This window comes from Desulfobulbus oligotrophicus, from assembly GCF_016446285.1.
Taxonomy (GTDB): Bacteria; Desulfobacterota; Desulfobulbia; order Desulfobulbales; family Desulfobulbaceae; genus Desulfobulbus; species Desulfobulbus oligotrophicus.
Window position 1 is genome coordinate 296,291 of sequence record NZ_CP054140.1, and the last position, 22,210, is coordinate 318,500.

Here is a 22,210-nt window from a genome sequence, read left to right on the forward strand (position 1 = left end):
AGAAAAGACAGGGCGATACCCGGCCGCGGACAGGCTGTCGTTAAAGTACCGGCAGCCGGCTGTCTGCTCAGTACAGTTGCAGCAGCTTATCCATTTCCTCGGGTTTCATGGTGAAACTGTGCTCAGCAGCGGGAAAGGCACGACTTTCCACATCTTTCTTGTACTGTGCCAAGGCCTTGGCAACAGGCTCGTTGAGCCGGGCGTACTGTTTGACAAACTTGGGGGTAAAACGGTCATAAAGCCCCACAGCGTCATGGATGACCAGAACCTGACCATCACACCCCGGACCGGCACCGATACCAATGGTTGGGATGGTGATCTCCTGCGTGATATGTTCGGCCAGCGGTGCGGGAATCGCCTCCAGCACCACAGAAAAGCAGCCGGCCTCTTCCAGAGCACGGGCATCTGCAATGAGCTTTCCTGCAGCCTGGGCACTCTTGCCCTGCACCTTAAAACCGCCGAGACTGGTGGCTGTCTGCGGCGTCAGTCCGATATGCCCCTGCACCGGAATACCCGCCCGCACAATGGCGGCCACGGTTTCCGCCATCTCCACCCCACCTTCGACCTTGACCGCATCTGCCCCACCTTCCTTCAGAATGCGGGTGGCATTGCTGATCGCCTCGGGTATGGAACTGTTGTACGACCCAAAGGGCATGTCGGTGACCACAAGTGCCCGTTGCACCCCCCGTACCACAGCCCTGGTGTGGTGGATCATCTCTTCCATGGTGACGGAGACCGTGTCAGGATACCCCAACACCACCATACCCAGACTGTCACCCACCAGTACAATGTCGATTCCCGCCTCATCAACCAGTTTGGCCCATGGATAGTCATAGGCCGTCAGCTCGGCAATCGGGGTGCCGTGTTTACGATGTTTAATGTCCGGGATGGTCACTTTGTTCAGATGCATGAAGTCTCCTGGGTTGAGATGAAGGTTTTCAGGTAGATATCCGCTGGGCGGCAGTGGCCTCCAGGGCCTTGATCATCCGGGTAAAGAGCAGATTAACCGGCGTAGGCACGCCGACCTCCTGCCCCCTGGCGACCACGGCGCCGTTGATGACATCGATCTCCGTTGGTCTCCCCCGCAGCACATCCTGAAGCATGGAGGCACGATTGGTGGCCGTCTGCCGGCAGACCTGATGGACACGATCGAGCTGCTGTTCATACTCAAGATCAATACAGAGGGCACGGGCCACAGCCACGGCTTCCGCCACCAGCTCGTCCATCAGCTCTCTGCAGGCCCCTGCTTCAACCAAAGTGCCGTTGGGAACACGCAGCAGTGCGGCGAGCGCGTTAATACCGACGTTAACAATGAGCTTTGACCAGAGCAGGCTATCCACATCATCACTGGTTCGGATCTCCAGACCGGCGCGGTTGAACAACCTGACAACCGCTGCAATCGCAGCGGCCTGCCCCGGCCCGACCGCCAGCACCGTGGCACCGTTTCCGGCATGACGGACCTGCCCGGGCGCCTGCAAAGTGGCTCCCTGTGCGGTGATACCCGCAGCAGCCCGTTGACGGCCGACACAGGCTGCAATCTGCTCCAGATTGCCCAGCCCGTTCTGCAGGGTGAGTACCAGACCTTCAGGGTGCAGGAGCTGTTGCGCTGTGACGGCAGCTGCCCCGGTTGCGCCTGCCTTGGTACAGATCAGAATCAGATCAGCCCGGCGATCGTACTGCTCCGGTCCGGTCAGCACCGGAAGAGCAAGGGAATGCTGCTCACCCTCCATAGTTGTCAGCAGAAGACCGTTCTGCTGAATGGCCCGGGCATGCTCGCTGTTCGTGGTGTACAAAGTGATCCGGGCATGGGGAGCAAGCAGACCGCCGAACAGACTGCCCAGAGCGCCCGCTCCGATAATGACAACTTCCATGCGTCCTGGTTCAGTTTGCATCAGATACTCTCATAGCCTGCAGTCTGGTTCGATCCCGGCAGCGACAGGTTATAAACCATCATCCAAAAAGGTCAACTCGAACCCGTCAACAGAAAATAAAGTGCTGAAATTTGCACAGCCGTTTGCAACAAGGTAAGATATCCCGGTCTGAAACCAATATCTTTTCACCTCTGCCCCGGAGAAACATCTATGCAGCTTTTTATCTGGCGACACAGCAAACACTTTTCCAGCTGGTCCATGCTGGACGAACCCCATATCCACACCAGTAACTACCTGCAGGCTGATGTCACGGTCCTGGCGTCCTCCAGGGAGGAGGCCATGGCACTGCTCGAACAGAACGGCCAATGGCACAAAGAAGAACTGGCCCGCATTGAACCGCAGATCATCTCCCTGAACAAGGCGCAAATTGTGATCAGTCATGTTGATGGACGTGAAACACCGACCGTCTGAGAGTGCACCCGTGAAGGCGCCGCTGCTTTTCCCTGTGCATTCCAAGGGAAAGAAAGGTATGATGCATATGTTCATAAGCAGGGAAGACAGTAATCACCGTTCTTTATGTCCGCCTTCCAAGGCAGTCGTTGAAAATCCTTTTCACAGGAATGTACCATGGAGCAGCCCGCACATAACCTGATCGCGAAAAAGGTCTGCTGGTATGAATCTCTGGCTATCCTTTTCTGTATCGCTCTGTCATGGTTTGATGAAATTTTCGATATCCCCTACGTGTTGCTGGGTGGCCCGGCAACCCCGATAAACTGGCGGGAGTCTATTTTTGAAAGCATCGTCATCGGCATTGTGGGTGTTGTTATTATCCGCCACACCTACAAACTCCTCACCAAAATAAGCTACCTGGAAAGTATTCTGCCGATCTGTGCCTCCTGCAAGGCTATCCGCCTGGATCAGGAATTCTGGGACAGTGTCAAACAGGTGGTGGAAACCAAGGCTGCCGCCGAATTTACCCATGGTATCTGCCCGAAATGCATTGAAACCTACTATCCGGAACTCAGACGAAAGACCGCTGTAAAAGATACATCCGGCAACGCCGGAACATAGTTCCCGATCCATCTGATCAGACGGAACAACAGCCGCCTCTACCCAGCAGCCCTTGTCCATGCAAACCATCAGAGCAATCTGCCTGGCCGAACGATTTCAATTCGACGCCCTCTGGGATCATTTCTCACAGCAGCCGGAGGCTGTTCGCCTGCGCAACGTCATTGCCCTGACCAAAGGGGAGAATGTTTTTGCCTTTTTATTTGATTACGGGGTCTGTGTACTTTTTCAGTACGGGCGCGATGCTGAACAACGGTTACTTGCGCTGCTGAACAGCTATCTGATCAACCCCTTGACATCTTTTGTTGACGAAGAGCTGAGCTACCGGCAGAACAGCGAAACCGGCATTCGCATCCGTAACGACCTGATCGAGATCAACGATCTCTCCCGGCTGACCTGTCTGTCACTGGCCCATGCCCTGGCGCAGTCAACCAAGCTGGCCTTCTTTGAAGCCTCGATTGAGAAGACCATCAAAAAGACCAAGTACATCCCGGAGACCCTGGCGCAAAAGGGATCCATTGCCCTGTCCCGCGTTCAGCTCGCCAAGGAACGGGGCCGGGTGTATCTGGAAAAATCACACGTCATCCTCCAGTTTAACTTGCTCGATACGCCGGAGTTCATCTGGGAGTATCCGGAACTTGAGCACTATTACCTTGCGCTCTCCCGTTACCTTGAAATCACTCCCCGGGCCACTGTGCTTAAAAACCGATTGGAGGTCATCCAGGAACTCCTGGAAATGATGGCAGATGAACAGAAACACCGGCACTCAAGTATGCTGGAATGGATCATCATCATCCTCATTGCCATTGAAATTCTCCTCTTTCTTGTCAACTGACACCGTCGGACAGGCAAGAGCACACGCTGCCTGCCTTTTCCTTTGCCGTCCGGCTAGAGGATGGTTATGCTAGACACGACAGCAGCCCCTCTCTTTCAAACCCCTTCTGTTGCCTGGAGATTGCCATGAAAATTTTACTCACCGGTGGATCTGGTTTTGTAGGGACCGCAATCAGTCGAAAGCTTCTGGATCTTGGTCATGAGATCACCATCATCGGCAGCAGCGGCCGTTGTCTTCTGGCTCCACACCCTCAGCTGACCTATGTGACCGCCGACACCACCCGCCCCGGGAACTGGCAGCAACATGTTCCGGAACAGGATGCGCTCATCAACCTCACCGGCCGATCGGTTTTCAACCTGTGGACCAAGCGCACCAAAAAAGCCATTTATGACAGCCGCATTCTGACCACCAGAAACCTGGTGGCAGCCTTACCAAACACGAGCAAGGCGGTCCTGCTCAGCACCTCGGCGGCCGGATACTACGGTGACGGCGGTGAAGAAGAAAAACCTGAAACCAGCCCAGTAGGTGCAGGTTTTCTTGCCGAAGTCTGTCAAGACTGGGAGGCCGAGGCCAACAGGGCGGCCGACAAAGGCGTCAGGGTGGCGGTGATGCGTTTTGGTGTTGTGCTCGGCAAAAACGGCGGAGCCCTGGCCACGATGAAACTCCCCTTCCAGCTGGGTCTGGGCGGACCGATCGGCAACGGCCGGCAGTGGTTCCCCTGGATTCACCTGGACGATCTGGCAGGGGCTGCGATCTTCCTTCTCACCGCCGAAGAGTGTCACGGTGCCTTTAACTTCACAGCACCACACACTGTCCGGCAAAAAGAATTTGCCCGTGAACTGGGCCGCGTGCTTCATCGGCCGGCTTTTCTGCCTACACCCGCCTTTGTTATGCAACTGGTACTGGGCGAATTCGGCCGCTCTCTGCTGCAGGGACAAAAAACCGTCCCCCATGCCCTGATCAACAGCGGCTATCAGTTCACCTATCCGGATCTGCACACAGCTCTGGTGGAGGCGATCGGTGTCTGACACCAGGTTCACAGCGAGCTCGCTCTTCCCCTGCACCGCTGCTGAGCTGTATGCCTGGCACAGTCGCCCCGGCGCCCTGGAGCGGCTGATCCCACCCTGGGAAAAAACCAGGGTCATGGTCCGGGAAGGCGGCATTGATCCCGGCGGCAGGGTGACAATGGAAATGCATGCCGGACCGATCCCCTACCTTTGGCACGCCCGGCATGTGAAAAATACCCCGGGCGTGATGTTTCAGGATATCCAGGAGCGCGGCCCCTTTGCCCGCTGGACCCATACCCACTTTTTTACCGACACAGCAAACGGTGCTCTGCTGGAAGACCGTATCGACTACGCCCTGCCCGGCTCGTTTCTTGTCCCGGCCTTTGCCGTAAAAATGGTTGATCGCACGCTGCAGCGCATCTTCCGGTACCGCCACGATACACTCCACGCCGACATCGAGCTCCACCGCCGCTGCAGTACCAAACCGCAGCGCATACTGATCAGCGGAGCCAGCGGGATACTGGGCTCTGCCCTGCGCCCTCTCCTGGTCACCGGCGGCCACGATGTCTGGACCCTGGTACGACGCCGACCAGACCGGAGCAAACAGGAGATCTACTGGGACCCGCCGTCCGGCCACCTTAACCTGGCAGGACTGCCGCCCTTTGACAGCGTCATTCACCTGGCCGGCGACAACATCGGCGGCGGACGCTGGACCATGGCCAAAAAGAGACAGGTCATTGACAGCCGGGTCCAGGGAACCGGCCTCATCGCCCGCACCATTGCACAACTGCCCACCCCTCCCAAAGTGCTGCTCACTGCCTCGGCAGTCGGTTTTTATGGTAACTGTTTTGACTGCTGCATGCGTGAGGAGGATCAGGCCGGCAACGACTTCATCTCTGATGTCTGTAACCTGTGGGAACAGGCGGCCCAACCGGCCGAAGACCGCGGCATACGCACGGTCATCATGCGTATCGGTGTGGTGCTCACTCCCCGGGGCGGTGCCCTGGAAAGACTGCTCAGCACAGCCCCCATCGGGTTTCCCCGCCGTTTTGGCGATGGCGATCAGTTTATCAGCTGGATCGGCATCAACGACATGATCAGTGCCATCCTGCATGCCCTGTGCACTGACTCGCTCCACGGTCCCGTCAATATCGCCGCCCCTTATCCGGCCACCAACAGCGAACTTCTGCACACCCTGGCGCGGGTTCTGCGCCGACCACTGCTGCCGCCGATACCGGCAGGCATGCTCAGAACCATGTACGGTCAGATGGCGGAAGAAGTGTTGCTGGGCGGTTGTCGCGTTGCCACGGACAAACTGCAGCAGTCCGGCTACCGGTTCCGGCATGCTGATCTGGAACAGACCCTGCGCCATCTTCTCGGCCGATGTACATAATCCCTACAGGAGTTCACTGTGAGCTGGAAATTCAAAACCATCCTCTTGGTCATGATGTCTTCCGCACTGGCCTGCGGTTTTCTTCATCACCTTGTGCCGCCGACTGTTCTCAACTTTGAACGATTGCACATCTTTCTCTTTAACCTGTGCACCGGCGGCACCCTGCTCATCTACTTCACCGAAGGCTGCCCCGCCCTGTCGCGACGCGGCACACTTTTTCTCGGCCTTGCCCTGGCCTTTGCGTTCTGTGCCTTTTTTCAGTGGTATCTGCCGACCATCTTCATTCCCCTTGTCCTTGCTTACCTGATTGAGATGACACGTATTGAGCATTTCGGCAGCCGGTTTCCCAAAGGACTGTTCACGTTGCAGGACTCTGTTCCCAAAAAATTCCATCAGGCGGCCCTCCTCTGTCTGTCCCTGGGGTTACTGCTGTCCAGCCCGGTCATCCTCAACTCTGTCTACCTGCACTGGTTCACCATTGAAAAACTGAAACTTGACACCTTTTTTCTGGGCTTTTCCTTCCCTGTTTCCCTGATCTCCATGTCTGTGATCTTCACGCTGATGAAACAGGAGACCCGCCCGATAACCGCTGTCTTAAAAGAGATCTCCTTCTGGAGCATCAACCTCGGGGTTATTATTTTCTTCGGTTTTATCCTGGCCAATCTGTTTGCAGCGCAGGTGACCATCTCAAGCCTGCTGTTTCTGACCGTGGCTTTTATCCTGTACCTCTACTGGCATGAGGGCATTCAGCTGCAGCAGAAAGCCTTTCTCACATCCGGCATCCTCTTTTTACTGATCACCTCCCTCACCGGCATTCTCTACATCCTGCTCAGTTTTTCCCCGTATTACACGTCGGACATCAGTCATCCCCTTCTGCGGCTGCATGCCTTTACCGCGCTGTACGGATGGAATCTGAGCGGCCTCGCCGTTATCAGCCGTCACGGTGATTTCCCGCTCCAGCTCCATTCCAAAACCGTTATCCTCCTCCACTGGCTGACCGTTCTCATCCTGTGTCCCCTTGGCTACTTTCAACCAGTCTTTGCCATACTGGCGGTTCTGGCCTATACATGGCTGCTTTTCCGGGTCTTTTTTAATCAGGGAATTGTGGATCAGGAACTGACCGCTCTGCAGGACACGCACCTGTACCCTGCCCAGAAAACCGCAGGCTCGTGCCGGGAGGAACACCTTTAAGGACTCGCATCACCCGCTGCAGCTGCCGGGACAGCCTGCGCAATGCACAAACATTCGAAAAACAGGGCGTTCTGGAGTAAGGTACAGGCTAACCGGCCTGCTCAGGCAACCTTTACCTGCTCTGCTGAAACGTTGTAGCACTGCCGTCTGTCAGGCAGGAACACCGGTACAGCCGGCTGAGGCAGGGGATTATTCTCACCTCCGGCCACCCGGGGAACAGTCCCTGCCATCCGGCTGCAGACCTGTTGCAACAATCGTCTTGTACGTCAACACCAGACCAACCAACCCCTTTATTTCTTTTCATCATGCCGACCAAACAGAACAACATCACGCCCTCTCCCCTTGATCAGGCAGCGGCCTGGTTGCATGCTGCGCAAAACGTTGCCGCCCTGACCGGTGCCGGTATCTCTGTGGGGAGCGGCATCCCCGACTTCCGCAGCTCCGGTGGTTTATGGACCGTGTTTTCACCGGAGGAGTATGCCACCATCGAGGTCTTTCATCGTGACCCGAAAAAGGCCTGGGAACTGTACCGGGTACTCGGCAGAACCCTGACCGGCAAGCAGCCCAATGCCGCGCACCGGGCCCTGGCAGATCTCGAAAACCTTGACCTCCTGCACGGCATCATCACCCAGAACATCGACAACCTCCATCAACAGGCCGGCAGTCGCAGGGTCTTTGAAATTCACGGTGACCATCAGCACCTGCAGTGTCTGCAGTGCGGCAACCTGGTACCGGTGACGCCGGAGCACTATCACACGGCAGAGATACCGCTCTGCCCCCTCTGCACCTTTCCGCTGAAACCAAATGTGGTTCTCTTTGGCGAGGATGTACGGGAACTGGATGCGATCCACACCTTTATCGCTGCCTGTGATCTGCTACTGGTCATCGGCACATCGGCTCAGGTCTATCCGGCGGCCGCGCTGCCGTCCATGGTATATCAGCAAGGTGGCCGCATCATAGAATGCAACCACGAACGCTCGCTGCCCGCCTCTTTGTATACAGCGTCTTCCCGCAGGGCCGCCCTTTTTCTGCAGGGCGACGTGGTTCGCACCCTGCCGCAACTGGCGCAGACCTGTCGGCAACAGTAAATAGGGAAGAGGCGACTTATCATCCTTGCCTTTTCAATTAAACAGATGTATACATTCTTTTTTCAGTTCTCTGCACTCTCTGCACACGTTCTGATGTTTCCAAACAGTCGCCCGGCCCTTTCGACCAGGCACTCTTTATTGTAACAATCTCATTACCTTAACCAGTCCGCCCCTACTCTTTGCCGTAAAATCCAAACAAACAGATTGGATGTGCCGGTCAGGCTCTCCCTGTTCATGAACAGGGGTATCTGTCAGCAGACAACGGGATCAATCCCGCACGGCAGGACTGTCCCTGGATTATCACGATATACCCGCTTGTTATGGAGGAACCCGATGACCACAGAACCGCTCACCTGGTTTGGCCTGCACCCCGACCTTGTCCACACGATCACTGCACTCGGCTTTACCGAACCCACCCCCATTCAGCAGGCTGCACTTCCCCTGCTGCTGCAGGGCCGCGACATGATCGGCCAGGCCCAGACCGGTACCGGCAAAACCGCAGCATTCGGCCTGCCGCTATTGCAGCGGATCGTCCCTGCACAGGCCGAAGTCCAGGCACTGGTGCTTACCCCCACCCGTGAGCTGGCCATCCAGGTTGCAGAAGCGCTCAGCAGCTATGGAACCCGGCTTGGCACCTCTGTGCTTGCCGTCTACGGTGGTCAGTCCTACCAGCAGCAGTTTCGCAGCCTGCGCCGCGGGGTCCAGGTGATCGTCGGTACACCGGGTCGCCTGCTCGACCTGATCAATCAGGGGTATGTGACGTTGAACAGTGTCCAGACCGTGGTTCTCGATGAGGCTGACGAGATGCTCAGCATGGGATTTATTGAAGATATCGAGCTGATTCTTGGTCATGTACCGACCAGCCGACAGACCATGCTCTTCTCCGCCACCATCTCCAAACGGGTACAGGAACTCTCAGCACGCTATCTGCAGCAGCCGGAGACCGTGTCCATCACGCCCAAACAACTGACCGGTGCCACCATCAGCCAGCGCTACTATCTGGTCAACCAGTACGACAAGGTCGCGGCCCTCACCAGGTTACTGGAGATGGAAGACGTTGACAGTGCCCTGATCTTTGTCCGCACCCGCTTGGCCACCGGTGAACTGGCCAATCAACTGACCACCCGCGGTTTTCCGGCAGAACCGCTCAACGGCGATCTCAGCCAGGATGCACGTATCCAGGTCCTGACCCGGTACCGGAACGGTCAGATCAAGATCCTGGTTGCCACTGATGTAGCGGCCCGCGGTCTGGACATTGACGATATCTCTCATGTGTTCAACTTTGACCTTCCTGAAGATCCGGAAATCTACGTGCACCGGGTCGGACGAACCGGACGGGCCGGACGGCAGGGTACTGCCATCTCACTCCTCACGCCCAAAGACCGCTGGATGCTCCGCCGCATTGAACAGTACACCCATTTTAAACTGAACAGATCGGAACTGCCGACGATTCAGCAGATAGAGAACCATCGCCAGGCCCTTTTGATGGAACAGCTTGAGATGTGGATTCGCCGCGGTCGCTGTCGTCAGGAGCGTGAGATTGTGGACACCCTGGTGCTGGCCGGTAATCAGGCCGAGGACATTGCCGCTGCCGCCCTGAAGATGGCACGAATTGATGAGAAGAAACGACCCATTGATCCGATCACACCGATCAAGGAAGAACAGTTCAACCCGCGTGAACGAAGAAGCGAACGTTCTGTCCGCCGCAGCGGCGCCACCACGCCCGGTCGTCGACGTGGTTCAAGCCGGGACAAGGACATGGTGTCGATAAAGCTCGATATCGGTCAGGCTGACGGCATTGGTGTCAATCATGTGGTCGCCTCGATCGCCCATTACTCGGGCATCACCTCTTCTCTGCTGGGCAAGATTCGCCTGGAAACGCACCATACCATGGTCGATGTTCCGGAAAACCTGGTTGGCCGCCTTCTTGCCAAAAACGGGGCCTATCGTATCGGTCGTCGGGTCTTTACCCTGGAAAGGGCCTGAAGCATCATACGCTCAACCGTCCTGAGGCAGCCGGTAACCGTAAAAAAACCGGGGACAGGTGCATTACCGTACCGCGCCGGCATCCTGCACTACAAACACCGGACAGTACCATTCGCACATTGCGGGTAGAGGGTAACAAAAGCTGCTTGAATTTTGTCGTTTCATCGGGTAGCCTTGCCACGATTTTTCATCCCACTCTCTACAACAGGAACATCTGTGACTGATACACCCCAGCAACCCAAGAAATCTGTTATCCGCGAAAACATCGAGGCGATCCTGATCGCCATTTTACTTGCCCTGTTTATCCGCACCTTCATCATTCAGGCCTTTAAAATTCCCTCCGGCTCCATGTTGCCGACCCTGCAGATCGGGGATCATCTCCTGGTGAGCAAATTCATATACGGGATCAAACTCCCCTTCTCCGGCTCGACCCTGATCCCCATCAGCGACCCCAAACCCAATGATATCGTGGTCTTCCAGTATCCGAAAAACCCGGACCTTGATTATATCAAACGGGTTATCGGTGTTGCCGGCGATACTGTTGAGATCCGCGACAAAAAGGTCTTTGTCAACGGTGAGCCGTTTAATGATCAGTACGGCGTTTTTCTCGATCCGGTCATACACCCGGCCACTCTTGATCCCCGTGACAACTTCGGTCCGGTCACGGTGCCGGCCGGAAAAATTTTCACCATAGGCGACAACCGGGATAACTCCTATGACGGTCGTTTCTGGGGATTTGTTGATCTCAAGGCGGTACGGGGCAAAGCCTGGATCATCTACTGGTCCTGGGATGTCCAGACCCCTCTGTTCTCTCTGGACAGACTCAGCTCTATCCGCTGGAGCAGACTGGGCAATATCATCCATTAACCGCAGATAACAGCATGGCAACCGGTCCTTCCTTTGCACATCGCCATATCCTGGGCATGGAGCAGCTCTCGCAGGAGGATATCAACACCATCCTCAGTACGGCTGATTCCTTTAAAGAGATATCTGTCCGGTCCATCAAAAAGGTACCGACACTCCGCGGCCTGACCGTCATCAACCTGTTTTTCGAACCATCCACCCGCACCCGTCTCTCCTTTGAGGTTGCGGCGAAACGGATGAGTGCCGACACCTTCAACATCAACGCCTCCTCCAGCAGTACGGTCAAAGGTGAGACCCTGCCGGACACTGCCCGCAATATCTCTGCCATGCATCCGGATATCATTGTCATCCGTCACAGCTGCGCAGGCACCCCGCTTTTATTGACCCGGTATGTCCGGGCCGCGGTCATCAATGCTGGAGACGGCGCCCATGAACATCCGTCCCAGGCCCTTCTTGATCTCATGACAGTCAACGAGCACCGGGGCACATTGAGCGGGCTTAAAGTAGCTATTATCGGTGATATTACCCACAGCCGGGTAGCCCGATCCAATATCATCGGTTTTACCCGCATGGGTTCAGAGGTCTCTGTTTACGGGCCGGCCACACTTATTCCGAAAGGGATCGAACAGATGGGGGCCACGCGCAGTCCGTCGCTTGAAGAGGCGGTGCGCGATGCTGATGTGGTCATGGCCCTGCGTATCCAGCGCGAACGGCAAAACGACCCTCTCCTCCCCTCGTTGCGAGAGTACTCGCGCGAGTTCGGTATCTCCCGGTCCATCCTCTCCCTGGCTAAACCGGATGCCCTGGTCATGCACCCCGGTCCGGTTAATCGCGGCGTTGAACTGAGCCCTGATGTTGCCGACGGTCCCCGGTCAGTCATCCTTGATCAGGTAACCAACGGGGTGGCGGTACGGATGGCGTTGCTGTATCTGGTTATGGGAACCTCCTGACACATGACCGTCCCTCACGACCACCACTCTTGTCTTCCAGAGGTTTGTTGCCGATGAACACCACCTGGCATTTCATCAACGGCAGAATCATTGATCCGGCAAACGGAACAGATCGTATTGGTAACCTGCTTGTTATCGATGGTCGCCTTGCTGCACCTGATCACCCTGTTCCGGCCGGTACACCGGAGATTGATGTCTCCGGCTGCTGGCTTGTGCCGGGATTAACCGACATGCATGTGCACCTGCGCGAGCCGGGCGAAGAGTACAAGGAGGACATCCTTTCCGGTTGCCTGGCAGCGGCAAGCGGCGGTTTCACCGGTCTTGCCTGCATGCCCAACACCCGCCCGGTTAACGACTGTGCCGCTGTCACCGCCACGATCATAACCCGTGCCCAGCAGGCAGCAGCAAGGGTATATCCGGTAGCGGCGATCAGCCTGGGAAGCGAGGGCAGGCAGCTGGCGGAATTTGGTGAGTTACGTGCAGCCGGCGTGGTGGCGGTCAGCGATGACGGCCGACCGGTTGTTGACAGTCAGTTGATGCGAAGGGCGCTGGAGTACGCCTCCAACTTCAACCTCCCGGTCATCTCTCACAGTGAAGACCCGGCCTTAAGTAGCGGCGTGATGAATGAGGGTCCGGTCTCCACCCGGCTCGGGCTGAAGGGTATTCCCGCTGCAGCCGAGGCCATCATGGTCTATCGGGAGATTGCCCTGGCCGAATTCACGGGCACCGGAATTCACATCGCTCACGTCAGCACAGCCATGGCCGTTGATCTCATTCGGGCGGCCAAAACACGGGGAGTACAGGTAACAGCTGAAACCGCGCCGCACTACTTTACGTTAACCGACGATGCTGTGGCAGGGTTTGACACAAACACCAAGATGAACCCGCCTCTCCGTACCGAGCAGGACCGGCAGGCCCTGCAGGAGGCACTGGCCGACGGCACCATTGATGCCATTGCCACCGACCATGCGCCGCACTCCATCCTGGAAAAAGAGGTCGAGTTTGATCAGGCAGCCAACGGCATCATCGGCCTGGAAACCGCACTGCCCCTTTCCCTGGCCCTTGTCCGCAATCAGGTGATTGACGAAAGACGACTGATAGAGCTGCTGGCCGTCAATCCGGCAAGGATTCTAGGCATTGAAGCCGGGCATCTCAGTGTTGGTATGGTGGCGGATATCACGGTCATTGATCCGCAGCAACAGTTTGTCTACACCGCTGACCAGATTGTCTCCAAAAGCCGAAACACCCCGTTTCTCGGCTGGTCTTTACAGGGACGCGCCATGCTCACCATGGTCGGCGGCGCCATCCGTTACAACCGACTCTCCGCAACGCTCTCCTGACGGTCACCCGCCCGCATAGGCTACCGGATCCTCCAGCCCGGCCTCGGCAAACCCCCGCAGTCTGAGCCGGCAGCTGTCGCAACGACCGCAGGCCAGGCTTCCGATCGGATCGTAACAGCTGTGTGTCAGGCTGTAGTCCACGCCCAGCTTCACCCCGGTTTCGATGATCTCTTTTTTACTCATGAACATGAGCGGTGCGTGAAAATGAAAACGCGTTCCCGTGACACCGGCCCTGGTTCCTACCTGCGCCATCTGTGCAAACGCAGCGAGAAACTCCGGCCGACAGTCCGGATAACCGCTGTAATCAACAGCATTGATCCCTAAAAAGATATCTGCGGCACCAATGACTTCGGCCCAGGAAAGCGCGTGGGCCAGAAACAGGATGTTACGACCGGGAACATAGGTGACCGGTATGGTTGCATCGCTGCTGTCCAGACTCCGATCCTTTGGTACGGCAATGGCATCAGTTAAAGCGGAACCGCCGATGGCATCCAGGTCGATCCGCAGCACCAGATGCCGTTCCACTCCATAACCACCACTGATGGCCCGGGCGCGTTCCAGTTCAACGGCCTGGCGCTGACCGTACTGAAAACTCAGGCAGTTGCAGGTAAATCCCTGCGCAAGCGCCATGGCAAGAACTGTGGTGGAATCGAGGCCACCGCTGAGAAGGACGACGGCTTGACGTTGAGACATGGTCAGGTCCTCATATCGGGATCAAGAACAAAGGGAAGTTGACGCTGCAGAACAATCTCCTGCGGCTGCACATCCGCCTGATAGGCTAAAAAACGGACTCCCTGCTTCGCAGCCCAGGCAACGGTCTCAGCATACACCGGATCAACAGCAGCGGCAGCCGTGCACCGGTCCGCATCCCCGCGCTGCACACAAAACAGCACCGCTGCTGTGTTTCCTTCTTCAACAAGGCGGACCAGCTCATGCAGGTGCCTGGTGCCGCGAGTGGTGACGGCATCGGGGAAAAAAGCCACCCCCTGTTCAGCCAGCGAACAGTTCTTCACTTCTAAAAAAACCGTTCCCTGATCAGTCTCCAGACGAAAGTCTAAACGGCTGCCGGCTGAAACCACAACCTCAGGGACAATCGAGTGGATCCGGCCGAAATCAGTGATCACACCCTGTTCCAGCCCTTCACGTACCAGACCGTTGGTTCGCCCGGTATGAATGCCGATCCACACTCCCTGTTCAAATACCATCTCCAGACTCCAGGCATACTTGCGCCTGATATTGTCTGAGTGGCTGATCACCACCGGACTGCCGGGTGTTGAACAACCGCGCATGGATCCCGAATTCGGGCAATGGACGGTCAGGACCTGTCCATCTTCCAGACGAACATCGGCAAGAAAACGCTTATAGCGCTTCAGTAAAGTACCAGTTTGACAACGAGCAGGCAGCAGCATGACAGGTCTACGGGAACATGGCAAAAAAAGGAGAAAGAGAAGACGTTATCTTCTGTGCACAGACGATAACACTGGATCCGGGCAGAGGATCCTTTCTTCAATAGTATCTTTTTCTATTATGATTTATAGTACGCATTTGAAAAAACAGTTTGCAATCCGGAGCAGCAAGCAGGCAGCCTGCAAACTCTCCGGCATATAATACGTTCTCTCCTCTAATCCAACCGTAAAGGAGTGTCCCTATGAAACTCGGCATCAATGGTCTTGGACGAATCGGTAAACTTTCTCTGTGGAACCATGTCTCCAAACAATTCTTTTCAGAAATCATCGTCAACCTCGGCCGCAATGTCGGTGGGGGTCTGGAGGATATCGCAGCAGCCGTTGAAAGAGATTCCACCTATGGACGGCTCGGTATGTTTCTCCACGGCAATAAAGGCGGCAGGGTTATTGAAAACCTGAACGAGGAAAAGGGCAGCATGACCATCAACGGTGTACCGGTCACCTTTCTGCGGACAGCACGTAACCCTAAAGATATCAACTGGCAAAACAACCAGGTTCGCCTGGTGGTTGACACCACTGGTGCCTTTAAAGATCCGACAGCCGACCCGGATGAGGGTAGAGGTTCTGTGCGCGGTCATCTCCTGGCCGGTGCAGAAAAAGTCATGGTCTCCGCCCCGTTTAAAATCCAGGCCAAGGGTCTGGACATGCCGGAAGATGCAGTCACCATGGTCATGGGCATCAATGACGATGACTATGATCCGGCCAGACACAACATCATCTCAGCAGCCTCCTGCACCACCACCTGTCTGTCGTACATGATCAAACCGCTGCTCGATCACTTTGGTGCCGGACGTATTCTGTCGGCGTCCATGGTCACGGTCCACGCCGCCACCGGTTCGCAGGAGGTGCTTGACCGGCTGCCGGCGGCAGGCGCATCAGACCTCCGTAAAAACCGTTCCATCTTAAACAACATCATCCTCACCACCACCGGTGCCGCCAATGCCCTTGCCCTTGTTATCCCGGAGATGAAGTCCATCGGTTTCATTGCCGAATCGGTACGCATCCCGACTTCAACCGGCTCGCTGATTGTTCTTGTCATCAACCTGCAGGACGAGCTGGACAACCCCATTAAGCGGAACCTGCTCCACTCGATCTATGAGGAGTACTCCCAGACCAGTCCTTACCTGGTGTTCTCCAAAGAACAAAACGTTTCCTCTGATATTATCGGCATGCCGAGGGCGGCTGTGGTCATCGAATCAACCGAGATTCATACCCGCACCGCCACAATCAAGGTCAACCTCCAGAATCTGAAAAACTTCCGGTGCGAGGCCGATGCCTCACCCATTCTGGACGTGCCCTTCACCCAGGCAGCTATTTACGGATGGTATGATAATGAGCTGGGCAGCTATACCAACATGCTGGGCGAGTTGACGATTAAAGTTGCTGAACGCATGGTGTGATCATCCGTACCATGAACCGGGCGGATCTACCGGCGGTCATCCACATCGAGCAGCAGGCGATTGCCTCACCCTGGACGCCTGCTCAGCTGCAGGAGGAACTCGACGCTCCCAACAGTCTGGCACTGGTGGCAATGGCTGGTAAACAGCTCTGCGGTTACGCCTTCTATCGCACCTGTCCCCCGGAAAGTGAGCTGCTCCACATGGTGGTCGACCCGCAGCACCAACGGCAACAGATAGGGACCACACTGCTGCGACAGGGGCTTGACCGCCTGCTTTCGCTTGGCTGTACCGACTGTTTTCTGGAGGTACGATCATCCAACCAGGGGGCCCGGCTTCTGTATACGCATGCAGGTTTTCGTCAGACAGGAATACGCAGACAGTACTACCAGCAGCCGGATGAAGACGCCCTGGTTCTTACAATGTCCCTTGTCAACAGATCAGGAGATAGACAATGAAAACACTGCATGATCTCGAACTTGCAGGAAAAAAAGTACTTGTTCGAGTTGACTTCAACGTCCCCATGAACGAAGAGGGCCAGATAACCGACGACCTGCGGATTCGCTCGGTGCTGCCCACACTGCAGTATCTGACAGCTGCAAAGGCACGGGTGATCATCTGCACACACATGGGCAGACCAAAGGGGCAGCGTGTGGAAAAGTACTCACTTGCTCCGGTGGCACACCACCTCTCACAACTGCTCGGCAAGCCGATACCCCTGGCTTCCGACTGCATAGGGCCGGAAGTACAGGCCGCTGTTGGAACCCTGGCCGACGGTGACATTCTTCTTCTTGAAAACCTTCGCTTTCATGCCCAGGAAGAACAGAACGATCCGGAATTTTCCCGCCAGCTGGCTTCCCTGGCCGATGTCTATATCAACGATGCCTTTGCTGTTTCCCATCGCGCCCATGCCTCGGTTGAAGGGGTGACCCATTATGTTCAGGAAAAGGCCGCCGGGTTCCTTTTACAAAAAGAGATCGAGTACTTTCATCGTTCCATTGATAACCCGCAACGGCCGCTGGTGGCCATTGTCGGGGGCGCCAAGGTTTCCGGCAAACTTGAAGCCCTGCAGAATATGCTCAATAAAGTCGACAAGATGATCATTGGCGGGGCCATGGCCAACACCTTTCTGAAAAGTCAGGGGTATGCCATGGGTGCCTCCAAAGTTGAAGACGACCTGCTGACAACAGCAGACGACCTGCTGCGCAAGGCCAGGGAAAAGGGCATCAAGGTGTATCTGCCGGTCGATGTGATTGCTGCTGACAGGTTTGCACCGGATGCGATATGCAAACAGGTGACCATTCAAGACATTCCTGAGGGCTGGATGGCGCTTGACATCGGCCCGGCCTCGGTCATCTGTTTCAACGAGGCACTGGACGGGGCCAAGACCATTGTCTGGAACGGCCCCATGGGCGCCTTTGAGATGAATGCCTTTGCACGGGGAACCATGGCGCTTGCCCACACCGTAGCTGCATCGCATGCACTGAGCGTTACCGGTGGCGGTGACTCCAATGCCGCCATCACCCTGTCCGGTGAGGCAGCCAACATCTCCTACATGTCCACCGGTGGAGGCGCCTTTCTTGAACTGATGGAGGGTAAAAAGCTGCCCGGCGTCAAGGCGTTAGAATAAGGGCAGTTACCCAAACGTACCTCCTCGTGTCTACCTCTTGTCTATCTATTATCCAGGGAGTTACCTATGAGTAGACGTCCACTTATCGCCGGCAACTGGAAGATGCATTTAACTGTGGCAGAGGCTGTGCAGCTGGCAAAGGCACTTGCTGAAACCGCCCGCAACTGCCCGGATCGCGATGTGCTTATTGCCCCGCCTTTCACAGCTCTGGCTGCAGTCTGTACCGCTGTTGCCAAGAGTACGCTGCTGGTTGCCGCCCAGAACGTTGCCTGGGAAGTGCAGGGAGCCTTTACCGGTGAGATTTCCCCGACCATGTTGACTGATCTTGGTATTGCCTGGGCAATCGTCGGTCACTCTGAACGGCGACAGATCTTTGGTGAAAGCAGTGCAATGATCAACCGCCGCATCCACGGTGCCCTGGGCAACGCACTCCATCCCATTCTCTGCATCGGTGAAACCCTGGCAGAACGGGAAAGTGAACAGACCTTCACGGTTTTGCAGCAGCAGATCCAAGAGGGGCTGGACCAGGTAACTGCTGAGCAGATGCGCACCATCGTGCTTGCCTATGAACCGGTCTGGGCCATCGGTACCGGGAAAACCGCCACTAAAGAGCAGGCCCAGGAGGTACACGCCTTTATCCGCGGGTTACTCACAGCCATGTATGAAAAAGCTGTTGCCGACTCCACCAGAATACTGTATGGTGGTTCGGTTAAGCCTGATAATATAGACGACCTGATGCAACAAGCGGATATTGACGGTGTCCTGGTCGGTGGCGCAGCTCTTCAAGTCGAATCCTTTAGCCGAATTATTTGTTTCCAATGACAACCCTAATCATCGTTGCCCATGTTATTGTCTGTTTTTTCCTGATCGGGATAGTCCTGTTGCAGCATGGAAAAGGTGCAGATGTGGGTGCAACGTTCGGTGGATCCGGTCAGTCACTGTTCGGTGCTGAAGGGCCTCTCCCGCTGCTCAATAAAATCACCACCCTGGCAGCCATTGTGTTCATGGCCACCTCGGTGGCTCTGGCCTATTTTTCCGCACATAAAACAACCGGCTCGGTCATGAGCAATGTTCAGACCCAGGAAGTACAGGCACCAGCCCAGGAAACACCGGCTGCAGTGCCGACCCCGGCAGCAGGCCAGCCAACAGAAGAATCGAAAAAAACAGAGGGACAACCAGCACAACAGTAGTCTTTATATCTCTTGCCGAAGTGGTGGAACTGGTAGACACACTATCTTGAGGGGGTAGCGGCCAACGGTCGTGCGAGTTCGAGTCTCGCCTTCGGCACCATTCAAAAGAAGGGCTAACTTGCAAAATATCAGCAAGTTAGCCCTTCTTGTTTTTATAGTCCGCATAAGCTATAATTGCCTCCAGTTATCAGGAAATCGCACAGAATAGCAAAAAAGTGCGACCAAAAGTGCGACCAAGAAAATAGTCGCATTACGACGGAGGCTGAATGGCAACTGTTAAGGCTCGCAAGAGGAAGAAGGGAACAGTCTATTGCGCAGAAGTCAGGCTAAAAGGACATCCTCGCTTGTCCCAAACCTTTGATCGCAAATCTGAAGCTGTCAGGTGGGCTGAAGAGGCTGAAATAGCCTTGCGAAATGGCAGTTACGTGGCAAACAAATTGCCAAGTGAGATACATTTTGAAGATGCCTTGGCCAAATACCTGATGGAGGTTTCAGCCAACAAAGCACCATCAACTCATCGACGGGAGATTCACCAGTCAAAGTCCTTGGATTTTTTTTACGGGCGACGACTCAACGAAATAACCCCCACCCTGGCGGCCCAATTTCGTGAAAAACGCTTGATTGAAGTCATGCCAGCGACGGTAATAAAAGATCTAAATCTATTGTCGCATATTTTTTCTACCGCGATCCGGGAATGGGGGGCTGAAGTTACCAATCCTGTGTCAATAATCAGAAAACCAAAAACACCCCCAGGCCGTCTTCGTTTTTTAACGGAAGGCGAGATCAATAAGTTATTAGAGGAAAGCAAGAAAAGCCATCGATCAAATCTCTTTAATTACATTTTACTCCAGCTTCATACCGGGATGAGGCCAAGCGAGGGTGCTTCTCTTACATGGGGCCAAGTCGATCTTGATGGAAGAGTTCTTGACCTTCAACAAACGAAGACTGACCCGAGAAGAGTTCCCTTAACTATTCCAGCGATAGAGACGTTATCTGAACTCATTCCAAAAGAAAATTTCTCCTGCTCTGATTATGTTTTTTTACCCAAAAATCCAAAAATGACATACAAGCAGAGGCCAAACCAGTTCTTTAGAGAAAGCTTTGAAGCTGCTGTTAAAAGAGCCGCAATCGAAAATTTCCACATGCACGATTTACGACATACAGCGGCAAGTTATATGATCATGAACGGTGTAGATCTTCGAACCGTTGCGGATATTTTAGGACATAAAACTATATCGATGACAATGCGTTACACCCACCTTCTTGATGACCATAAATTAAGAGCGATCGACCGAATCGAACAATTAGGTCAATAGTTTTATTTCACGGAATTTGTCAACTTACTCCCCGCCTTGAACTTCACTACCTTCTTGGCAGGGATGGTGATCGTCTCTCCCGATTGCGGATTTCGTCCTTCACGGGCGGCTCGGTCAGCAGTGGAGAAGGTACCAAACCCGGCCAAGGCAACCTTGTCGCCGCTCTTCATCGCCTCTGCAATGGCAGAGAAGACGCTGTTCACCACCTGCTCGGCGGCTGATTTACTCAAGTCGCTTTCCTTAGAGGTGGCTCCACTTGTCTGAACAAGATCTTCTAATTTTTAAGTGAAATCTCTGTCCATAGTTAGGCTGCCTGTTGGACCGCCGGCAGCATCGCGGTATACGCCTCGTTAGGCGTTTTTCTCTTTATTTTGGAGTGTGGTCGACAGCGGTTGTACCAGTCGAAATAACGTATGATCGATCTGCGGGCCTCGACGACTGAGTCATAGGCATGGAGATACACTTCTTCGTACTTGACTGACTTCCACAATCGTTCCACAAACACGTTGTCCCGCCAGCCGCCCCGGCCATCCATGCTGAGCTTGCATCCGCGGTCTTTGACCGCCCGGACAAATTCCTCGGCAGTGAACTGGCTCCCCTGGTCGGTGTTAATGATCTCAGGCGTACCATGGCGGGTGAACGCCTCCTGCAGAACATCGACAGCATGGCAGGCCTCCAGGGTGATGGCGATCTTGGCCGCCAGCACTTTCCGGCTGGCCCAGTCAACCACGGCTGTGAGATAAACAAAGCCTTTGGCCATCGGGATATAGGTCGTATCCAGCGCCCAGACCTGATTGGCTCGGTCAATCCTCATCCCCCGCATGAGATAGGGATATACCTTGTGACCAAGGTGTTTCTTGCTGGTTCCCGGTTTCCGGTACAGCGCCTCGATGCCCATGCGTTTCATCAGCGTACCCACATGCCTGCGGCCAACTTTAATGCCCGCTCGATCAACCTGATCACGCAACATGCGGGCGCCCATGAACGGGCGCTCCAGATGCAACTCGTCCAGGCGGCGCATCAACTCCAAATCGGCCTTCGCAACGGGCCTGGGACGATAATAGAGGCTGCTGCGACTGATGCCAACCAACTTGGCCTGTCTTGTCACAGGGAGTTTGTGAGTGCGGTCAATTATCGCTTTGCGCTCAGCAGTCCCACCCTGGTGAGCGCGCTTTCTAAAAAATCGTTTTCCAGCGTTAATTGCCCGATCTTGGCGTGCAGTGCCTTCAGGTCAACTTCCGGCTTAGCCGGGGATTTATCGAAAATATTTGAGGCGCCCTCGCTTAATTGTCGTTTCCAGGTGGTGATCTGGTTGGGGTGGACCTCGAACTGCTGGGCTAATTCAGCCAATGTTTTGTCACCGGCTATCGCAGCCAAGGCCACTTTTGCTTTAAATGCTGCTGAATGTTTCCGCCTCGTTCTTTTTGCCATTTTCTGCTCCATGTTGTGCCCATCGTTGGGCGTTAGTGGTAGCAGATTTTCCACTTAAGAGCTTGTCCAAATTTCCGAGACCACTTCTCTTGGCGACCTTGTCTATCAACTCGGTTTTGTTCATAAACACTCCATTGGAAGGGGAAGTTGATAATATCTTGTCTGCCTCGTGCCATAGCAAACCTCG

The 22,210-nt window shown here is 55.2% G+C and carries 23 protein-coding genes, 1 tRNA gene and 1 pseudogene; 18 read left to right on the forward strand and 7 right to left on the reverse strand.

Going from position 1 to position 22,210, the window contains the following annotated elements:
* Positions 1-67: 67 nt before the first annotated feature.
* Together panB and HP555_RS01315 are read right to left on the reverse strand one after the other, a co-directional pair.
* Positions 68-910, reverse strand: coding sequence for a 3-methyl-2-oxobutanoate hydroxymethyltransferase (gene panB / locus HP555_RS01310; RefSeq protein WP_199263424.1), 843 nt, complete (start codon positions 908-910; stop codon positions 68-70).
* Positions 911-938: 28 nt separating this feature from the next.
* Positions 939-1,892: a ketopantoate reductase family protein gene (locus HP555_RS01315; RefSeq protein ID WP_233249222.1), complete on the reverse strand. Its 954-nt coding sequence runs from the start codon at positions 1,890-1,892 to the stop codon at positions 939-941.
* Between the two features lie 189 nt (positions 1,893-2,081).
* Between HP555_RS01315 and HP555_RS01320 the strand changes: the two genes are divergently transcribed.
* The 11 genes from HP555_RS01320 to HP555_RS01370 all read left to right on the forward strand — a co-directional run bounded on the left by HP555_RS01320 (position 2,082) and on the right by HP555_RS01370 (position 13,593).
* Entirely contained in the window at positions 2,082-2,342 is a 261-nt protein-coding gene (locus HP555_RS01320; protein WP_199263425.1) for a hypothetical protein, read from the forward strand.
* A 156-nt stretch (positions 2,343-2,498) separates the two neighbouring features.
* On the forward strand, positions 2,499-2,942 hold the full coding sequence (locus tag HP555_RS01325; protein WP_199263426.1) for a hypothetical protein: 444 nt from the start codon (positions 2,499-2,501) through the stop codon (positions 2,940-2,942).
* A 58-nt stretch (positions 2,943-3,000) separates the two neighbouring features.
* Positions 3,001-3,774, forward strand: a complete 774-nt coding sequence (locus HP555_RS01330; RefSeq protein ID WP_199263427.1) for an RMD1 family protein — start codon at positions 3,001-3,003, stop codon at positions 3,772-3,774.
* 125 nt (positions 3,775-3,899) lie between these two features.
* Positions 3,900-4,802: a TIGR01777 family oxidoreductase gene (locus HP555_RS01335; protein ID WP_199263428.1), complete on the forward strand. Its 903-nt coding sequence runs from the start codon at positions 3,900-3,902 to the stop codon at positions 4,800-4,802.
* Complete coding sequence (locus HP555_RS01340) at positions 4,795-6,174, forward strand: TIGR01777 family oxidoreductase (protein WP_199263429.1); 1,380 nt, start codon at positions 4,795-4,797, stop codon at positions 6,172-6,174. Before HP555_RS01335 ends, HP555_RS01340 begins: the two co-directional genes overlap by 8 nt.
* An 18-nt stretch (positions 6,175-6,192) precedes the next feature.
* Positions 6,193-7,365: a hypothetical protein gene (locus HP555_RS01345; RefSeq protein ID WP_199263430.1), complete on the forward strand. Its 1,173-nt coding sequence runs from the start codon at positions 6,193-6,195 to the stop codon at positions 7,363-7,365.
* 305 nt (positions 7,366-7,670) lie between these two features.
* A complete protein-coding gene (locus HP555_RS01350) occupies positions 7,671-8,453 on the forward strand; it encodes an SIR2 family NAD-dependent protein deacylase (RefSeq protein ID WP_199263431.1) in 783 nt (260 codons plus the stop codon).
* A 333-nt stretch (positions 8,454-8,786) separates the two neighbouring features.
* On the forward strand, positions 8,787-10,439 hold the full coding sequence (locus HP555_RS01355; RefSeq protein WP_199263432.1) for a DEAD/DEAH box helicase: 1,653 nt from the start codon (positions 8,787-8,789) through the stop codon (positions 10,437-10,439).
* Between the two features lie 216 nt (positions 10,440-10,655).
* Positions 10,656-11,306: a signal peptidase I gene (gene lepB, locus HP555_RS01360; RefSeq protein ID WP_199263433.1), complete on the forward strand. Its 651-nt coding sequence runs from the start codon at positions 10,656-10,658 to the stop codon at positions 11,304-11,306.
* Between the two features lie 14 nt (positions 11,307-11,320).
* A complete protein-coding gene (locus HP555_RS01365; protein ID WP_199263434.1) occupies positions 11,321-12,253 on the forward strand; it encodes an aspartate carbamoyltransferase catalytic subunit in 933 nt (310 codons plus the stop codon).
* Positions 12,254-12,306: 53 nt separating this feature from the next.
* Complete coding sequence (locus HP555_RS01370) at positions 12,307-13,593, forward strand: dihydroorotase (RefSeq protein WP_199263435.1); 1,287 nt, start codon at positions 12,307-12,309, stop codon at positions 13,591-13,593.
* A 3-nt stretch (positions 13,594-13,596) separates the two neighbouring features.
* Here HP555_RS01370 and queC read toward each other — a convergent pair whose 3' ends face one another.
* On the reverse strand, positions 13,597-14,286 hold the full coding sequence (gene queC / locus HP555_RS01375) for a 7-cyano-7-deazaguanine synthase QueC (RefSeq protein ID WP_199263436.1): 690 nt from the start codon (positions 14,284-14,286) through the stop codon (positions 13,597-13,599).
* Between the two features lie 2 nt (positions 14,287-14,288).
* The gene (gene sfsA, locus HP555_RS01380; RefSeq protein ID WP_199263437.1) at positions 14,289-15,002 is read right to left on the reverse strand and encodes a DNA/RNA nuclease SfsA; all 714 of its coding nucleotides are present in this window, start codon (positions 15,000-15,002) and stop codon (positions 14,289-14,291) included.
* Between the two features lie 239 nt (positions 15,003-15,241).
* Between sfsA and HP555_RS01385 the strand changes: the two genes are divergently transcribed.
* From HP555_RS01385 to HP555_RS01415, 7 genes are all read left to right on the forward strand, one after another.
* Entirely contained in the window at positions 15,242-16,459 is a 1,218-nt protein-coding gene (locus HP555_RS01385; protein ID WP_199263438.1) for a glyceraldehyde 3-phosphate dehydrogenase NAD-binding domain-containing protein, read from the forward strand.
* A gap of 11 nt (positions 16,460-16,470) precedes the next feature.
* Complete coding sequence (rimI, locus tag HP555_RS01390; RefSeq protein ID WP_199263439.1) at positions 16,471-16,914, forward strand: ribosomal protein S18-alanine N-acetyltransferase; 444 nt, start codon at positions 16,471-16,473, stop codon at positions 16,912-16,914.
* Positions 16,911-18,086, forward strand: a complete 1,176-nt coding sequence (locus HP555_RS01395) for a phosphoglycerate kinase (RefSeq protein WP_199263440.1) — start codon at positions 16,911-16,913, stop codon at positions 18,084-18,086. Before rimI ends, HP555_RS01395 begins: the two co-directional genes overlap by 4 nt.
* A 66-nt stretch (positions 18,087-18,152) precedes the next feature.
* Positions 18,153-18,908, forward strand: coding sequence for a triose-phosphate isomerase (gene tpiA / locus HP555_RS01400; protein WP_199263441.1), 756 nt, complete (start codon positions 18,153-18,155; stop codon positions 18,906-18,908).
* The gene (gene secG, locus HP555_RS01405) at positions 18,905-19,276 is read left to right on the forward strand and encodes a preprotein translocase subunit SecG (RefSeq protein WP_199263442.1); all 372 of its coding nucleotides are present in this window, start codon (positions 18,905-18,907) and stop codon (positions 19,274-19,276) included. Before tpiA ends, secG begins: the two co-directional genes overlap by 4 nt.
* A gap of 14 nt (positions 19,277-19,290) precedes the next feature.
* Positions 19,291-19,376, forward strand: a tRNA-Leu gene (locus HP555_RS01410).
* Positions 19,377-19,542: 166 nt separating this feature from the next.
* On the forward strand, positions 19,543-20,592 hold the full coding sequence (locus HP555_RS01415; protein ID WP_199263443.1) for a tyrosine-type recombinase/integrase: 1,050 nt from the start codon (positions 19,543-19,545) through the stop codon (positions 20,590-20,592).
* Positions 20,593-20,594: 2 nt separating this feature from the next.
* On the opposite strand, the pseudogene HP555_RS01420 reads toward HP555_RS01415, so the two are convergent.
* The 3 genes and pseudogenes from HP555_RS01420 to HP555_RS01430 form a co-directional block, all read right to left on the reverse strand.
* Positions 20,595-20,837, reverse strand: a pseudogene (locus HP555_RS01420) (HU family DNA-binding protein); the annotation flags it as partial.
* A 59-nt stretch (positions 20,838-20,896) separates the two neighbouring features.
* Positions 20,897-22,023, reverse strand: a protein-coding gene (locus tag HP555_RS01425) for an IS3 family transposase (RefSeq protein ID WP_199263223.1) whose coding sequence is annotated in 2 segments (ribosomal slippage) — positions 20,897-21,768 and positions 21,768-22,023 — 1,128 coding nt in all. Because the reading frame shifts where the segments join, the coding sequence is not laid out codon by codon here.
* Complete coding sequence (locus tag HP555_RS01430) at positions 21,983-22,147, reverse strand: hypothetical protein (protein WP_199263445.1); 165 nt, start codon at positions 22,145-22,147, stop codon at positions 21,983-21,985. Before HP555_RS01430 ends, HP555_RS01425 begins: the two co-directional genes overlap by 41 nt.
* Positions 22,148-22,210 lie beyond the last annotated feature (63 nt).

Coding starts and splice junctions, on each gene's coding strand:
- panB (WP_199263424.1), bottom strand. CDS start 910: ATGCATCTGAACAAAGTGACCATCCCGGACATTAAACATCGTAAACAC.
- HP555_RS01315 (WP_233249222.1), bottom strand. CDS start 1,892: ATGCAAACTGAACCAGGACGCATGGAAGTTGTCATTATCGGAGCGGGC.
- HP555_RS01320 (WP_199263425.1), top strand. CDS start 2,082: ATGCAGCTTTTTATCTGGCGACACAGCAAACACTTTTCCAGCTGGTCC.
- HP555_RS01325 (WP_199263426.1), top strand. CDS start 2,499: ATGGAGCAGCCCGCACATAACCTGATCGCGAAAAAGGTCTGCTGGTAT.
- HP555_RS01330 (WP_199263427.1), top strand. CDS start 3,001: ATGCAAACCATCAGAGCAATCTGCCTGGCCGAACGATTTCAATTCGAC.
- HP555_RS01335 (WP_199263428.1), top strand. CDS start 3,900: ATGAAAATTTTACTCACCGGTGGATCTGGTTTTGTAGGGACCGCAATC.
- HP555_RS01350 (WP_199263431.1), top strand. CDS start 7,671: ATGCCGACCAAACAGAACAACATCACGCCCTCTCCCCTTGATCAGGCA.
- HP555_RS01355 (WP_199263432.1), top strand. CDS start 8,787: ATGACCACAGAACCGCTCACCTGGTTTGGCCTGCACCCCGACCTTGTC.
- HP555_RS01365 (WP_199263434.1), top strand. CDS start 11,321: ATGGCAACCGGTCCTTCCTTTGCACATCGCCATATCCTGGGCATGGAG.
- HP555_RS01370 (WP_199263435.1), top strand. CDS start 12,307: ATGAACACCACCTGGCATTTCATCAACGGCAGAATCATTGATCCGGCA.
- queC (WP_199263436.1), bottom strand. CDS start 14,286: ATGTCTCAACGTCAAGCCGTCGTCCTTCTCAGCGGTGGCCTCGATTCC.
- sfsA (WP_199263437.1), bottom strand. CDS start 15,002: ATGCTGCTGCCTGCTCGTTGTCAAACTGGTACTTTACTGAAGCGCTAT.
- HP555_RS01385 (WP_199263438.1), top strand. CDS start 15,242: ATGAAACTCGGCATCAATGGTCTTGGACGAATCGGTAAACTTTCTCTG.
- rimI (WP_199263439.1), top strand. CDS start 16,471: ATGAACCGGGCGGATCTACCGGCGGTCATCCACATCGAGCAGCAGGCG.
- HP555_RS01395 (WP_199263440.1), top strand. CDS start 16,911: ATGAAAACACTGCATGATCTCGAACTTGCAGGAAAAAAAGTACTTGTT.
- tpiA (WP_199263441.1), top strand. CDS start 18,153: ATGAGTAGACGTCCACTTATCGCCGGCAACTGGAAGATGCATTTAACT.
- secG (WP_199263442.1), top strand. CDS start 18,905: ATGACAACCCTAATCATCGTTGCCCATGTTATTGTCTGTTTTTTCCTG.
- HP555_RS01415 (WP_199263443.1), top strand. CDS start 19,543: ATGGCAACTGTTAAGGCTCGCAAGAGGAAGAAGGGAACAGTCTATTGC.
- HP555_RS01430 (WP_199263445.1), bottom strand. CDS start 22,147: ATGAACAAAACCGAGTTGATAGACAAGGTCGCCAAGAGAAGTGGTCTC.